11 protein-coding genes are annotated in these 16,706 nt (G+C 40.6%); 10 read left to right on the top strand and 1 reads right to left on the bottom strand.

The window, feature by feature from the left end:
- Positions 1-148 precede the first annotated feature (148 nt).
- From GTQ43_RS20580 to GTQ43_RS20540, 9 genes are all read left to right on the top strand, one after another.
- Positions 149-2,320: an AGE family epimerase/isomerase gene (locus GTQ43_RS20580; protein WP_265274611.1), complete on the top strand. Its 2,172-nt coding sequence runs from the start codon at positions 149-151 to the stop codon at positions 2,318-2,320.
- A 523-nt stretch (positions 2,321-2,843) separates the two neighbouring features.
- A complete protein-coding gene (locus GTQ43_RS20575; RefSeq protein ID WP_265274610.1) occupies positions 2,844-4,505 on the top strand; it encodes an FAD-dependent oxidoreductase in 1,662 nt (553 codons plus the stop codon).
- 20 nt (positions 4,506-4,525) lie between these two features.
- Positions 4,526-5,920, top strand: coding sequence for an ATP-binding protein (locus GTQ43_RS20570; RefSeq protein ID WP_265274609.1), 1,395 nt, complete (start codon positions 4,526-4,528; stop codon positions 5,918-5,920).
- A 324-nt stretch (positions 5,921-6,244) separates the two neighbouring features.
- Entirely contained in the window at positions 6,245-8,011 is a 1,767-nt protein-coding gene (locus tag GTQ43_RS20565; RefSeq protein WP_265274608.1) for a multicopper oxidase family protein, read from the top strand.
- A gap of 470 nt (positions 8,012-8,481) precedes the next feature.
- The gene (locus GTQ43_RS20560) at positions 8,482-9,609 is read left to right on the top strand and encodes a hypothetical protein (RefSeq protein ID WP_265274607.1); all 1,128 of its coding nucleotides are present in this window, start codon (positions 8,482-8,484) and stop codon (positions 9,607-9,609) included.
- Between the two features lie 718 nt (positions 9,610-10,327).
- Entirely contained in the window at positions 10,328-10,594 is a 267-nt protein-coding gene (locus GTQ43_RS20555; protein ID WP_265274606.1) for a CDGSH iron-sulfur domain-containing protein, read from the top strand.
- A 29-nt stretch (positions 10,595-10,623) separates the two neighbouring features.
- On the top strand, positions 10,624-12,165 hold the full coding sequence (locus GTQ43_RS20550) for an EthD domain-containing protein (RefSeq protein WP_265274605.1): 1,542 nt from the start codon (positions 10,624-10,626) through the stop codon (positions 12,163-12,165).
- 156 nt (positions 12,166-12,321) lie between these two features.
- The gene (locus tag GTQ43_RS20545) at positions 12,322-13,581 is read left to right on the top strand and encodes a ScyD/ScyE family protein (protein ID WP_265274604.1); all 1,260 of its coding nucleotides are present in this window, start codon (positions 12,322-12,324) and stop codon (positions 13,579-13,581) included.
- Between the two features lie 27 nt (positions 13,582-13,608).
- Positions 13,609-14,256, top strand: a complete 648-nt coding sequence (locus tag GTQ43_RS20540) for an NADPH-dependent F420 reductase (protein ID WP_265274603.1) — start codon at positions 13,609-13,611, stop codon at positions 14,254-14,256.
- A gap of 567 nt (positions 14,257-14,823) precedes the next feature.
- On the opposite strand, the gene GTQ43_RS20535 is transcribed toward GTQ43_RS20540, so the two are convergent.
- On the bottom strand, positions 14,824-15,222 hold the full coding sequence (locus GTQ43_RS20535; protein WP_265274602.1) for a nuclear transport factor 2 family protein: 399 nt from the start codon (positions 15,220-15,222) through the stop codon (positions 14,824-14,826).
- A 462-nt stretch (positions 15,223-15,684) separates the two neighbouring features.
- On the opposite strand from GTQ43_RS20535, the gene GTQ43_RS20530 reads away from it, so the two are divergent.
- A complete protein-coding gene (locus tag GTQ43_RS20530; protein ID WP_265274601.1) occupies positions 15,685-16,488 on the top strand; it encodes an SDR family NAD(P)-dependent oxidoreductase in 804 nt (267 codons plus the stop codon).
- The last annotated feature ends 218 nt before the right edge of the window (positions 16,489-16,706 follow it).

Here is a 16,706-nt window from a genome sequence, read left to right as displayed (position 1 = left end):
TAAACTATGAAATGTCAGGGCAATTCAGGAATTGCCCTGACTATAACGAACCGCAGAGGCGCAGAGGGCACGGAGAAATGAGAGTTTGAGAGATATTTTGCGTAAGTCCTAATTGAAAAGTTGATATTACATTTTGGGAGATAATTTAATGAACACAGTAACTTTCCCATTCTCAGATTTAATTGCTGGATATGTTACTAACTTTAATTCTCAAAACGGAGTTTTTGGGACATTCAATCTGAAAACGACCGATGAAAGAGAGTTTGAGGTAGCGTTATCTGCAACCACCTATGCTGAACTTGTGCGGAATTTAGGTGAACCTTATTATGATTGCACTCTGCAAATGAGAGCAATGTTAGTTTCAAATCGCTACCTTTTTGTGTACGGCACTTTTTTCCCTGAAGATAATCAGAATAAGTTTGAAGCTAAACATATTGTATTTCTTGGTAAATCCGAAAGTGAATATACATTTGAAAAGCAGGATTGGTGGGTTAATCAAGTCCGAAGCTTGGCTAATTTCTACTTAAAAATGCAGTTTGAAGATGGAGAAATTGACTATCGAAAATATCGCACTAATTTAGGCTTAGTTGGTGCAAAAGAAATCAGCAATCGTCAAGAAACCGACACAATTTCACGTCTAGTTTACGGTTTTGCTACAGCCTACATGATGACTGGGGATGACCGTTATTTAGAAGCTGCCGAAAAAGGCACTGAATATTTGCGCAATCACATGCGTTTTCTAGATGAGGGTGAAGGAATTTGCTATTGGTATCACGCAATTGACGTTAAACCAGATGGTAGAGAGCAAAAAATATTCTCCTCAGAATTTGGGGATGACTATGATGCGATACCAGCTTATGAGCAGATTTATGCACTAGCAGGTCTGACCCAAACTTATCGGGTGACGGGCGACCCAGGTATCATGAATGATATCGAATTGACTATGAATCTGTTCAAACGCTATTTTCTCGACAAAACGGATAAAGGAGGTTTTTTCTCACACATCGATCCGATTAATCTCAGCCCTTACAGTAGCACTTTGGGACATAACCGAGCGAAAAAGAATTGGAACTCAGTAGGCGATCATGCCCCAGCATACTTAATCAATCTTTGGCTAGCGACTGGTAAGAGTGAATATGCTGATTTACTTGAGTATACCTTTGACATAATTGAAAAGCATTTTCCCAATTACGACTCTAGTCCATTTGTTCAAGAACGTTTTCATGAAGATTGGAGTCATGATACAACATGGGGATGGCAACAGAACCGAGCAGTTATAGGTCACAACCTCAAAATCTCTTGGAACCTGATGCGGATGCATCATCTAAAACCAAAAGAGAAGTATGTTGCCTTGGCAGAAAAAATTGCAGATATCATGCCCGGAGTTGGTAGCGACCAACAGCGTGGAGGGTGGTACGATGTTGTAGAGCGGATTCTAGAACCAAACCAAAAGACACATCGCTTTGTTTGGCACGATCGCAAAGCTTGGTGGCAACAAGAACAAGCTATATTAGCCTACCTCATCTTAGCTGGCTCACTTAACAACGATCGCTATCAAAAACTAGCGCGTGAATCAGCAGCTTTTTATAACGCTTGGTTCCTTGATTACGCAGATGGCGGTATCTACTTCAACGTTTTGGCTAATGGAGTTCCCTACCTGCTAGGCACTGAAAGGGGCAAGGGTAGCCACTCTATGAGCGGTTATCACTCCTTTGAACTGGCATACTTGTCTTGTGTTTATACTAATCTCTTGCTGACTAAGAAGCCGATGGATTTGTATTTCAAGCCAAAACAAGGAGGATTCCAAGATAATATTCTACGAGTTCAGCCTGATATCTTACCACCTGGCAGTGTCCAAATTGGCGAAGTTTGGATTAATGGCCAGCCTTATTCTGACTTTGATGCTGAAAACCTGACGGTTAAACTACCATCAACTCCAGACGAACTAAAAGTTAGAGTTAGACTTCTTCCTACTCAAGTATTTTTCAATGCAACTTTGTTAGAAGTAACCGGAGGTGTTGCCAAAATATCTTTAAGTGGTTTACTTGATGCCAATGCTGTGGAACTGCTTGAGGAAGAATTGCAAAAAGCAACAGCTAAATCAATCAAACGCTTGGTTTTACTGGTAAAAGATTTGAAATGTATAAGTGCGGCTGGTCTGAGATATCTGATTTACACTAAGCAAAAGTTGGGTAGCGATATTGATATCTATATCGTTGGTGCAACCGATAATGTATTAGATTTCTTGAAGAAAGGTGCATTTTGTGAGGGTGTCACAGTTTTAGAGCATTATGACACTGTTGAACTAGCGATCGTGTAATCAAATTAATAGCATTTCATCTGGTAGTGAGGAATGGCTAGACCTGAGATTTGAGGAAGAATTCAGAATCAAGATGCTCTCCACAAGACGTTATTGCTAGCAAGATCCCCGCAGGGATAGCGAGTCTCCCTATCCCTGCGCTATCCGCTTTTTTAGTCGAGTTCATTCTGATTTGTGATACCAATAAAATTAATGATTGCAACACATCTTTGGATAAGACGCGATGAATCGCGTCTCTACAAATGGTTATTTGTCGCATTGTTTTTTTAAAATTGGTATAATTTCTGAATTGTGTTTGATAAGCTTTTTAGTTTTAACGATATACCTCATTTAGTTGTGGTGAAGGGTTATTTAGAAAGGCTTTTAGAAAACTTAGATTGTGTGTGTTTGATAAATGTAGTTTGTGTTTTAGCGCTAGTTAGAGACTCACACATAACACTTGTGAAAAGACTTAATACAGACCGACTAAAAAAAATGTGTTGTTTGCTGGATGTTGCTTCAAGCAGCATTTTTTAAGGAACTTATGGCTAAACCTGTAATATTGACATTAGATGATGACTCGGAAGTTTTGCAAGCGATTGAGCATGACTTACGCAGCGAGTATGGCGATCGCTTCCGAGTGGTGCGAGCCAGTTCAGCTAAGATAGCTCTGGAGGTGCTGAAAAAGTTGAAGTTACGTAATGAGTCAGCAGCCCTCTTTCTTGTAGACCAGCGAATGCCACAAATGACCGGTGTGGAATTCCTAGAACAGGCAATGGAAATTTTTCCCATGACCAAACGTGTCTTACTCACAGCTTATGCAGACACTAACGCGGCTATCCATGCCATCAACAAGGCAAAAATTGATTATTACCTCTTGAAGCCTTGGAACCCTCCTCAAGAACGTTTATATCCGATGCTGAACGATTTACTTGAGGTTTGGCAAGCTTCTTTCCGTCCACCTTTTGAAGGTGTTCGCGTCATTGGTTGCCGTTGGTCGCCAAGATTGCATCAAGTCAAAGATTTTTTAGCGCGGAATCATGTTCCCTATCAATGGTTAAACATTGAGTCAGATGAGGCTCACCGCCTTGTTAACTGCGTTAATAGCTCTGATACTAAACGCCAGCCGATAGTTCTCTTCCCCGATGGATCGAATCTTGTAGAGCCAACAAATATCCAAATTGCTGAGAAAGTCGGATTAAAAACACGTCCCAAAATGCCGTTTTATGACTTAATTATTGTGGGTGCTGGCCCTGCTGGTTTGGCAGCAGCCGTTTATGGGGCATCTGAGGGACTTCGCACAGTATTAATTGAACGAGAGGCTCCAGGAGGACAAGCTGGTACAAGTTCCCGGATCGAAAATTATCTTGGTTTTCCGGGTGGGATTCATGGCGGAGATTTAGCTAAACGTGCTGTCACCCAGGCTCAAAAGTTCGGAACAGAGATTCTTTCACCACAAGAAGTCACCGATATTCGTCTGGATAATCAATATCGCTTGATTACCTTAGCAGACGGTTCGCAACTCAGTACACACACTTTGATTATTGCAACTGGGGTATCCTATCGCAAGTTTAAAGCGCCTGGAAGTGAAAAATTAACAGGTGCAGGTGTATACTATGGTGCTGCAATGACCGAAGCACTGACTTGTAAAGGGGAAGAAGTATTTATTGTTGGTGCAGGTAACTCGGCTGGACAAGCAGCTGTATATCTTTCTAAGTTTGCCCACTCCGTTACCCTTGTAGTCCGAGGAGACTCCCTCAAGAAAAGTATGTCTCAATATCTGATTGAACAGATTGAGGAGATTAATAATATTCACGTCAAGCTATTGAGCGAGGTAACGGAATTTTTCGGAGAAGATAAGCTGGAAGCAATTACCCTTTTGAATTCAACAACTGGTAAAGTCGAAACTATTCCCACCAATGCCCTGTTTAGCTTCATTGGGGCAAAGCCGCGTACCGATTGGTTGCAAGATGTTGTAGAACGTGATGAAAATGGCTTTATTCTCACCGGTGCTAACACAATGCGGAATGGGATGTCACCGAAAGGATGGACATTAGAACGCGATCCGGCTTTTTTGGAGACTAACGTCCCAGGGATTTTTGCGATCGGTGATGTGCGTTGTAATTCAGTGAAACGAGTCGCTTCGGCGGTAGGTGAAGGTGCGATCGCAGTTCAATTAATCCATCAATATCTTGCATGTTTGTAGCGATATTCTAGGTAATTACCATGCTGGAGAAATTGCGGAAAATATCAGTTTTTGAACACTTGGCTGAAAATGAACTTAAGTGCTTTCTCAATGGGACTGAATTATGGCTGAAGTCAGGAGACATACTGTTTCACCAAGACGATCCTGTAGACTACTTCTATGTGGTATTTGAAGGAGCAATCCAGCTTTCACGAGAAATTGGCAACCAAAATATCGTATTAGCTACATACGGTACTGGTACATTCTTTGGTGAAGTGCCTCTTTTGGCAGGTACTGTTCATCTTGCAAGCGGACAAGCAGTGCGTGAAAGTCACATGTATTGTCTACACGAGAATGATTTTTGGCAAATGATCACCATTTGTCCAACAATTAGAAAAATTGTTCTTGGGAACATGGCTTATCGAATGCAAGAGTTGCAATTGTTATCTCAGCAACACGAAAAGCTCGTAGCATTAGGTACGTTGTCTGCTGGTCTGGCTCATGAACTAAATAATCCAGTATCAGCAGCACATCGGGCTGCTGGTCAGTTGCAGGATACAATCAAGTCCTTAGATGCTGTTACTCTGAAATTTATTGAGCAATATCTCTCACCAACTCAAGTAAAACACCTCTTAACGTTCAGGCAAGATGCGATCGAATATGCTGCATACGCTGCAACGCAAAATTCTGGCGATCCTTTGGTTCAGATTGATTGGGAAGATGAATTAGTGCATTGGTTAGAGTTACATGATGTTACTGATGGCTGGAAAATTGCTCCTGTCCTGGTTGCCGCTGGCGTAAATAATCAAAAGTTAGAGGCAATTAGCGAGTATTTACCAACTAATACCTTTACCGATGTGCTAATTTGGCTCGAAGCAACCCTATCTATAACCGGGCTGTTGAAGATACTAGAACAAGGTACTACTCGTGTTTCAGAAATAGTCAAGGCGATTAAAGACTACTCCTACATGGATCGGGCTTCTTTATTGAAGATAGATGTACATGAGGGTTTAGACAATACCTTGACAATTCTGCGCTACAAGCTGAGAAAGCACAATATTGTGGTGACACGCGAGTATCAAAAAAGTCTTCCCTGCATTCAAGCTCACGGAAGTGCCTTAAATCAAGTCTGGACTAATCTTATAGATAATGCGATCGATGCATTAGGCGAACAAGGTAATATTTGGGTACGGACTTCTCAAGAGAAAGATTATATTATTGTCGAAATTATAGACAACGGGCCAGGAATTCCCCTTAAAATTCAATCTCGAATTTTTGAACCGTTTTTTACAACCAAGGAAGTCGGTTCAGGTACGGGTTTAGGTTTGGAAATTTCCTATCGAATTGTCGTGACTCAGCATAACGGAGACATTCGCTGCTTTTCTCAACCTGGTGAGACATGTTTTCAAATTCGTTTGCCTATCAGTCCTTCCTGAAGTAAGTAGGTGAGCGTAAATAATTATCATTGCGATAAGGCAGGGGGCAGGGGGCAGGGGAGGCAGGGGGAGAGAAAGAAATAAGTGTATTTAGGTTTATTTAAGTAGCAGAGCGTAAATCCTAAACCAGTTAACTTTTTCTCTAACGTTAGGATCTTATCTGGTCAAAAATTTCTTGAAAGTGAAAACTATATTCAAAATCAAAAATGCTTCGATTTGAATAGGTTTTGTGATTAAACCAAATTAGAGAATTTTGTAAAGGTAATTATTTCTTTGTCAGAGCCAGCAAAATCTAACTAAAGCGATCGCAATTTTTATCCTTCTATGTATACACCCAAAAAAAAGGCAGCAATCTTCACAAGAAGGCAGTTCATCTTTGCAAGTGCGGGTAGTGGAGCCGGATTGCTTGCTACAGCCATGTTTAAAGCAAATAGAATTAATGCAAACTCACAGGTGGATATAACGAAGTTTACTGAGTCTCTACCCACCCCATTTGCAGGTTCGCCACCCAGCACTTTGATGATTGCCAAGAATTCGCATTCGTTCCACCGCAACTTAGGGGCAAGCCCAACGTTGAGTTATGGTGGTTTATCAATTCTGGGGCCAACTATCGAAGTTACAAGGGGCACACCTCTAAGTATCAATGTAGTCAACAATATCGTTGGCAACCATCCCTTCTTGGGAGCAGTTGATACAGGGTTGCATGGTACTTTAGAATCTGATAAGAATAGCCCACGGGTATCGTTGCATTTGCATGGTAGCAACACCGAAGCTAAAAGTGACGGCTACCCAATGGATACCTTTAGACCAGGGCAGAATTACTTATACAACTTCAACAACAATCAGGAAGCAGCCACTTTGTGGTATCACGACCATGCGATGGGAATTACTGGTTTAAATGTGTTGGCCGGACTCGCAGGGTTTTACCTAATCAGGGATGTAGACGATCCTGTGGGTGGTCATGGGCCACTCGGTCTGCCATCTGGGGCTCCCTATGAAGTGCCCCTAGTAATACAAGACCGTTCTTTCAATACCGATGGCTCGATGTCTCACCCCAATCAGCCACCCTGGTTAGTAGAATATGTTGTTGGCATTGCAACTGTAAACGGTAAGGCGTGGCCGAACCTCAATGTAGACCGCACCTTGTACCGATTCCGAATTATCAATGGTTCAAGCGCCCGGACTTACAACCTGAAACTGTCGTCGAAACAGCCAATTATTCAAATTGGCACTGACCAGGGGATGCTCAACGCCCCGGTGTATTTGTCTCATTTATTGCTTTCTCCTGGCGAGCGGGCTGACGTGCTGATCGATTTCTCCGGTAGTTTGCCAGGAGATAAGATTGTTTTGGAAAATGACGCGATTTCTCCATATCCCAATGGTAGGGCTAACTTAATCATATTTAATCCCGAACTGCCTGAAATCATGCAATTCACAGTCAATGCGACTGCTGCCGCCTCCAAGCCAATTCCCAAGATGCTGCGACTGCATAAACCACAGATCAAACCGATAGCTGTTAAACCGATACGGCAACGGTTTCTGACACTCGTGGAGATAACTGGGCCAACTGGCCCGATTGTGCTACTACTTAACAACGTCTATTGGGATGAGACATTCAAAAACCCCGAATTGATGGAGCGGCCAAAAGTTGACACCGTGGAACAGTGGAACATTATCAATCTTCAGCCCGTCGCCCACCCGATGCACTTGCATCTGGTTCCGTTCCAGATTCTCAACCGACAAAAGATTAATCCGGCCAAGTATTTAAAGGCATACCTAGCTACAGGGCCTCGGACAGTTATTATAGAACATGCAATGGGTGGGCCGACAGTACCAACTGGTTATCCACCACCCGATCCTACTCCCTTTGCGATCGGGCCAGCAAGACCACCAGCCCCAAACGAGGCCGGATGGAAGGATACAGTATTAGCTAATCCTTATGAAGTCACCCGTCTGATTGTTCCATTTGGAGCTAGAGCAGCAGAAAATCTCCCCTTCAGCAATTCGTTTATCGGAACCTACGTCTGGCACTGCCACATGCTTGGACATGAGGACAATGAAATGATGTTGCCCTATGAAATAACAGCATAATTCCTACCATAAAAAGTTGATCGCAACGTAGTGTAAATAAATCACCCATTCCAAATAAATTAGGATTTACGCATTGAGAGAAAAGACAAAGTATAGATGATTTGAAAAACCACATCCATCGTCAGCGCAATTCATATAGACGCAAAGTAGCTTCTCGCAGGAAATGCCCCTAATAGTCTGTCAAGCTAGTAATGAAAAGTTTGTAGTAAGCACTTTAGTGCTTAGAAAATAAGGACTGAAGTCCTTACCCAACGGGAAAGTTAGTCGCTCATGGAGGAAACCTCCAAGACCGCGCTAACTCACTACGAACTTTCTTAACCATCAATTTAAACTTGACACACTACTACGATAGTGGTCTATTTACCATCAATGAAATGACGTATTTATGTTATGTAACAACATATTTATTTTGTCCAGTGCGTAAGCCCTATAAATAAATTGCATTAAAAACTACAACCCACTTAAATCTTATGAAGGTATCCTCAACTCTAGCTATTAGTAGTTATTCAATTTTACTTAGTTTTATCGCTATATCTCCACCCGCTCATGCGGTATCTGCAAGCGAGACTAATAACTCTTTTGCTACCAGAAAGATTCTACCATTTGGTGTTAGTAGTGTAGATGGACAGCTAGAAACTGAGAACGTTGACTTTTACACCTTCTCAAGTTTGGATACCGGAAACTTATTTACTGTAGAGGTAAATTCACAGTCATTTGATCCACTACTAGGGCAGTTGAGTGATTTTGGTAAAATTCAAGAAATAAATGACGATCAATCTGACAATAATGTTTTACCCATACTAACGGGAGAGATACCCAAAAGTGGTAATCTAAACTTAGCTGTATCTGGCTTGAGAGACATTAATCTTCTTGGCGACCACTTTGAATCTGGTCAATATACATTGTCATTAAAAACATTTACTTTTCCCCGTTCTTCTACTAACGCAACACTCGTAAACGGTAGTTTTGAAACTGGCAATTTTACCGGATGGGCAACACTAGGCTCTAACAGTATAGAAACTGCAACATTTGGTAGCGATCCAACTGATGGAACTTCGCAAGCTTTCTTGTCAACTGGAGGGGGTACATTTGATGATTCAATTACAGAAAAATTTTTAGGATTAAAAGCTGGAAGTCTAAATAATCTTGGGAAAGGACAAGTTAGTAAAGGCTCTAGTATTCAACAAATATTCACAGGGAAAGCTGGAGACATTTTAAGTTTTGATTATAATTTTCTGAGCGATGAAATATTAACACCAATTATTTTTCCAGATTTCTCCTTTGTCTCAATCAATTCTTCTTCAGACAGTTCAACCAGTTCCCTATTAGAACTAGCTGATGTTACAGATGCCACATCAAAAACTTCCTTAACGGAGTTTGCTGAAGAGACTGGATTTCAGACTTTTTCTTTTAAGTTGCCGACCACAGGAACATATACTTTAGGAATTGGAGTTATAAATGTGGGAGATATCGCTTTTGATTCTGGACTATTGATTGATAATGTTAAAGTAACCTCTGTTCCTGAACCTAGTTTTGGTTTATTGGAATTTAGTGCTTTAGCACTCTTAGGATTATGGAAAAAAATCTATCCTAAATAAGTAGTTAAACAAAATTAATTACACAATGTCATAGCAAATGGAGCGTACCCCGTAGGGGATCTTGGAGATAGCGAAATGAAGCATAAGTCCTTTGGACACGCTTCGCGAAAGCGGGGGCTAGGATTGCTTATCTTCGAGACAAGATCCCCTACGGGGTAAGCTTTGCTCGCAATGACTGTAATTAATTCTGCATGGTTACTTACAATACTTTTCAAAAAAATATCGGTAAATATTACTAAGCCTCTAAATAGCAATAAATTAAAACCAAAAAATCGACACCATACACAAATAATAGTCGTGATATTTAGCGTCAAAAATTGGGTTTATTGGAAATCATCCAAAAACCCGATTTTTTTATATTCTCTTTATTTGATTATTTGCACGGAGTATTAAAGTACTTAGGTGTAAGCTCAGGGGAGCAAGCTATGTTTTTAGCAAAGTTTTGCACTTTCTTAAATTTATCCTTAATTTATCGATCTTATCTACTAAAAAATTGAGAAAAATTAAATAATTGTTTGTTGAATGAAGTAATTCAACCCACTAAAAAAACACGGTGTAAACAGAGACATCATTTAACATCCAGAGGAAGTTTTGACTGCACATAGCATTTATTATGCTAGTGATATATCTAAAGCTTAGATATAAAGCCTTCCAGCTTTCTATGTGTGCCTTATCTGAACAATAAGCGGCATTACACCTTACTTATCAGGAGAAAATAATGAGTGAAACAATATTAGTCAATCAACAACCAAATGAACCTATCATAGTTGCCAAAAAGCCAATAGTAATGGAAGTGGAACCTGGCACATATTACTGGTGTAGCTGCGGTCACTCCAGCAATCAACCTTTCTGCAATGGCGCTCATAAAGGGACTGGGTTTAAACCAATTGCATTTGAGATTACTGAGAAGAAGCGCGTTGCTCTTTGTCAGTGCAAATACACTAAACAGGCTCCATTTTGTGATGGTTATCACAACAATCTCTAAACGGTAGATGTGGATAAACAAAAGCAGTAATGATAGCAACAATTAGAAAATTTGATTATGCAATTCGCGATCAAAAAGGTCAATTATCCTTCTATGTTCTTTTGTGGAAACGGAAAGGAATTTCTCTAGACCTTTTTGATGACTACTGGAGAGACGTTCATGGCCCAGTTTGTGCTAGGCTACCAAGTCAGCACCAATACTGGCAGTTTCATCTGGCTCAAAATGACGGTGGTCTATGGCCAACTATTAATGGTATTGAGTACACCTGTTCAGACGAAGATCAATTTAATGGTATTGCCGAATTAACCTTTGAGACAGTAGCTGAACGGGATATCTGGTTTAAATCTGCTGCAATCCTTATGGATGACGAGCATAACGTATTCAGCAAAGCAATTGGCTACAACACGAGTTTTGGTAATTCTCAAACCTATCTCGATCGCATCCCCGTAGGAGATCCCAACGGCAAACTAGGTATAATTAAGTTTCACGTCATGGTAAAGAAGTCTGATGCCGTGAGTGTAGAAGCTTTTCGCCAATATCTGACAGATAGTTTTGCGCCAGCCGTTATTCAAAGCAATTCTGTCCTCAAGTTTCGATTGCATTTGTTTGAGCAAGTAGATAATTCTCGCCCTGATGCTGCTGGGGTTTCTCATTATGAATCGCCAGAAAAACAGTATCAAGCTGCCTTTGAAATTGCTTTTGCTAATCCTCTAGAAATGGAAACATTTTTTGCTTCTAAAGAATACGCTATTGCTACCAAAGACCAAGCTCGATACGTACAGAGACTTTTACCATTTCCCGAACGAACTGCTTATACCTTCGTTTATGACGGCAAAATGACACTAGCAGGTCAGCGGAGTTCTACAGTAGCAGAACTAATTGCAAACATTGGCGCAACGAATCAACTCAAGGAGGACGTAGTTAGTCTTATGTTGGAACAGAAACTTATCTCTAACTCAAATGGTCACTCGAACGGCTCGCAAAACACTGCTAGCACATTGACTAACAAACGAACTAACTACTACACAGATTTATCAGCAGATTATTCTCGACCAGGACTTGTGACTTCTTATGTAGCGAAAAAACTCATAGAGGATGCTGAGAAGATTGTGGCAATGAAAGAAAGAACTTTGCCACAAATTAGTTCTAGTTATACTTTAGAACAAATTGAAAAAGAGAATAAAGAATGGTGGCCTACCCATTGTGAGGCATTGAGACAGGGAAGAGGCGATATATTAACTGGTGAATATCGAGATGATTTAGTTTATTTCTGCCAGGATGGCCCCTATCAAGGTGTGGAACAACAAAAAGAACGGGAACAACATTGGTGGGCATTAATTGCTCAACCAGGTGTCACAATGTGCTGGCCAATCGTCATGTTTCATGGTGAAGTTACCTTCTTTGAATGGAAGTGTGTAGATGACGAAACCAACGAAACACTCGCCAAGGGAAATGTTACTTGGATTCGACGTGGACATAGAGGTGGATGTTATCTCAAAACAGAACAGCTAACCTTTTACCGAGATGTTTTTGCTCCAAGTGGGCTACTAAAATTGATCGCAACTGCTTAATAATTGCTTGAGATTAGTTCAATAAAACTGACTTTTTACGGTATATGGAAAAGTTCGTTATTAGGATTTTAGCAATCCTAATTTGATAGCTTATCGTGAAAAGTCAGTTCAAGAAACTAGCTATGCACAAAAAACTCATTAAAGGACTTATATCATATGATCAAAAACCGCTATATCAACTTAAAAAGAATCAAAAAATGTTCAATTGATATCATTGGGCTAGCGAAAAAACTAGCAGTTAGTAACTTCTGGTTGATATTTTTAATATCGCTGAGTTTAGCAGTTGTAGTACCTGCGCTGCTTTTTGGAGTGCTAATACCAACAGTCAATGCACAGGAAAGTTCCGTGTCTACTAACTCACGAATTAGGATGAGCGTAGTCGCAAGAAACCTTAATAATCCACGTGGACTTGCCTTCAGATCTGATGGCGCACTTTACATTACAGAAGCAGGTATAAATGGGCAAGGAACACAAATTCCTGGGCCAGCGCCGGGTGTGATTTTAGATTTCGGCTTGAATGGCTCAGTGACTCGCGTTTATGAAGGAGTACAAGAACGGATCATCACTAATTTGCCATCCACCACAGTAGATCCGAAAGGTACGCAGTTAACCCCATCTATTAATGGCAGTAGCCAAACTTTCGGTGCTGCTGATATAGCATTTGACCGAAAGGGAGATGCTTATATCATCATTGGTTACGCTACTAATCCAATTTACAGAGGCAATCTAGGTTATGATGGGGCAAATTTAGCGTCACTTCTCAAGATAAATTTAACCCCTAAGGGGAAAGTCGTATCGATCAAAAAAATCGCCGATTTTGCAGACTATGAATCAGCAAAAAATCCAGCTCATGACGATCTTGTTAGCGATCCCTATTCTTTTTTAATTAAAGGTAACGATAGTTTGGTTGTTGATGGAGGTGCTAACGATCTTCTCCGAGTCAATAAACAGGGGGATATCTCAACAGAGGCTATTTTCAATGCGCGTTACTTTCCAAACGCACAATTTCCTGTGCAATCAGTACCTACAGCGATCGCAATTGGTTCAGATGGAGCCTACTACATAGGCGAATTTTCTGGATTTCCTTTCTTAGAAGGTGTTGCGCGTATCTTCCGCTTAGTGCCAGGTCAAGCGCCACAAGTCTATGCAGATGGTTTCACTCAAATTATAGATATCGCTCCCGCCCCTGACGGTGGTCTATATGTTCTTGAATATGCCTCCCACTCTCTGTTATCAGGTGACGGTTCTGGGGCACTAATCCATCTGTCACCTTCTGGACAACGTACAACTTTGGTTAGTGATGGACTGGTTCTACCAACTGCTATGACAATTGGACCAGATGGAGCTATCTATGTTTCAAACTACGGCTCATATGTTGGAGTTGGACAAGTAGTTCGGATTAAGATTGCGAGTTAAATTTTGTGATTTATTGCAGGAGATTACATGAATATTGGAATTATCGGTTCGGGAAATATGGGCACTGCTTTAGGAAGAATCTGGAGCAACAATGGTCACAAAGTACTATTCAGCTATTCGCGTGACCTAAACAATCTCCGTGTTCTGATCCAGTCTATTGCTCCAAATGCTTCAGTCGGTACACCTGCCGAAGCAGCCCAGTTCGGTGAAGTAATTTTTCTTGCAGTGCCCTGGGTAGCATTAGAAGATGCACTCAGCGCTGCGGGTTCACTTGATGGCAAAGTACTGATCACATGTGTTAGTCCTTTGAAGCCGGACTTTGAGGGACTGACGACAGGTTTACAAGCATCCTCGGAAATTTCTGCTGCGGAAAGAATTGCTCAGTTAGCCCCAAAAGCCAGAGTAGTAGAAGCGTTCAACTTGACATTTGCAGAGATTTTGCAATCTGAATCGCGACAGTTCGGTTCTGAGCAAGCGAGTATTTTCTATTGTGGTGACGATCAAGAGGCTAAACAGTTGACCGCAGAACTAATTAAGGAGAGCGGTTACGAGGCTATTGATGTCGGGCCACTCGCGATCGCACGTTCTTTAGAGTCTTTGGCAACTATCTGGGTGCAGATGGCTGTTGTGTCAGGCTTGTTTCCAAAGGTTGGGTTAAAGGTGTTACGCTCTTAAGTAATTCGTAATGACTATAGCGGTTCCCATTCAAATGTGGTACAACATCATCTCGTAAGGTGTAGGGGCAATTCATGAATCGCCCCTACGGGTGTACCTCACATAAATGAGAACCGCTATAACGTTTTAGGGTTCACTTCCCCAACTCCAGTTAGAGGCTCACTCACATTTATCTATGTGTGGCTTTGTTTCAGCCGGGGTGTAATACCGTTTCTTTGTGAAGCTGCATATATTTACCCCCCGGCTACGCTGTCTCCCCGATGTGTTGGGGGGACTTATTATGTGCATCTTCATAAAGAACTGGTATAAATACCTTTATGTTACAGTCTTTAATTACGAATTATCAATTACAAACAAATTGTTTTAATAGTTGCCTTTTATACTCTTTGCCAAAAAATCTCAGCCAATAATTAATACTGGCTGAGATTATTGGGAAATATGAGTTATGCATACTTAAGAATTGGCTATAATTAGGATTAAGCAATTAGTAAGATGCTGAAGGGGTGAAACTGATGAAGTTAGCACCCTATTTCTATTTTAACCTTTTTATCCTTTCCTAATACCAATTTAGGTAAATACTGGATTGATATCCATAAAAATTTGTAGTTCTTCAATTAAATCACCTTTAAATTGAAAGAAATCCATTACAGGAAGTGTCACACTAACACCATCAAGGCGGTAGTAAGTAACTTCCATATCCAAGAACACCACGTCTCCAATTTCCCACTCTCGCTTGATGTCGTGATATATACTTTTTACCTGTTGGCAAAAATTAACTAGAGAGTCTTTGATAGCTTTATGCCCAACTAAAGCATCAAAGTTACCAAATCTAAATTTGGCGCTTTCCGTGAGAAAATTAACATATTTTTCTGATGATTGGATGGGAGTCACTGTACCGGATTCAAGTGCTTCAAATAGGTCTTTAAGGATTTGAGTTTTGGTTGATTTTGCTACTAAGTTAGACATTTTAATTTTCGTAATTAAGAAGCAAATTTAGTTTGCCTATTTTCTAAATATTCTACAAGCTAAGTTCATAGTTTTAAGAAATATTTTAGGCTTTTGTGTTTAATAAAAACGAAAATATATTATTTTTTTGGGAGATTATTTAAAGATGTGTTTTCATACAGAGACAAATTTAGTTTTCTTGGTAACAAGAATTGCCATCTTCTAAGTGAATGGAATCAAAATTATGTCTGAAAAATATTTTATCGGGATTAAATTTAAAATCCTTTTAATCTAATTTTTAGAAGTATGACTTAGCAAAGGATAGAGCAGGATTTGAAACTTCTTTTTAAGATTTGGTAATAAAATATTATAAGTTTATTCTTAAAATACTGAACTTTGCTGGTCTTATTCTGAAAAAATAGACAAACTGAGTGTATGTGAAATTTACAAAGTACACAAAAAATACAACCATGAGGTAAGTTCATGGATTTACATTTACGTAATAAGCGAGTTCTTGTTACTGGTAGCAGTAGTGGGATTGGTGCTGCGATCGCAAAGGCTTTAGCAAAAGAAGGTGCGATCGTTGTCATCCACGGACGAAAACAAGAGCAAGCCAATAAAGTGGCTCAAGAGATTAGCAACGATGGCGGACAAGCTTTTGTTGCTATTGGAGATTTGGGAACCAATGAAGGTGCAAATCAAGTTGCGGAAAAAATACTATCAACTCTTGATGGTGTTGATATATTGGTCAATAATGCTGGCTCATACGAAGATCGCAACTGGATTACTAGCAAACCAGAGGAATGGGCAGAAGTCTATAACGCTAATGTGATTTCTATGGTGCGCGTAATTCAGCTTCTTTTACCCCGAATGAAGCAGCTAGGTTGGGGACGGATTATCCAGATTGCTAGCGGATTAGCCACTCAGCCTAATGCATCTTTGCCTGACTATCAAGCGACAAAAGCCGCAACTTTAAATCTAACTGTGAGTCTTGCAAAGGACTTATTTCAAACAGGGATTACAGTCAATTCAGTGAGTCCTGGCCTGATTGCAACTGAAGGAGCAAAGAATATTTTTCATCAAATTGCTCTTCATAAAGGATGGGGTAAAGAGTGGCCAGAGATTGAAAAGCACGCTATGGAAGAGTATTGGCCTAATCCAACTGGTCGTCTGGGACGACCAGAGGAAATAGCAAATATGATTGCATACTTGGCAAGTCCCCTTGCAGATTACATTAACGGCGCAAATATTCGGGTTGATGGTGGAGGTGTAGCAGCAATCAACTAATTTGCTTACCTACATTTCTGACAGAAGCCTAGAAGTGACAGTGGTTGCAATACTGCTCGGATAAGCAGGGGAGGCAAAACTCTTCCCCTGCCTCCATTTCTCCCCCTGCTCCCCCTGCTTACCTCAACCAAGAAATTCCAAAACCTACGCAGTATTGACAGTGGTTGTATCAATCAGAGCAACCAAAAAAACTCAGGAAGTTCCAAAAGCTGCTTACC

Source organism: Nostoc sp. KVJ3 (assembly GCF_026127265.1).
In the GTDB taxonomy this organism is placed as follows: domain Bacteria; phylum Cyanobacteriota; class Cyanobacteriia; order Cyanobacteriales; family Nostocaceae; genus Nostoc.
The sequence above is the reverse complement of the archived record's forward strand: the minus strand, read 5'-3'. Positions and strand labels throughout refer to the sequence as shown.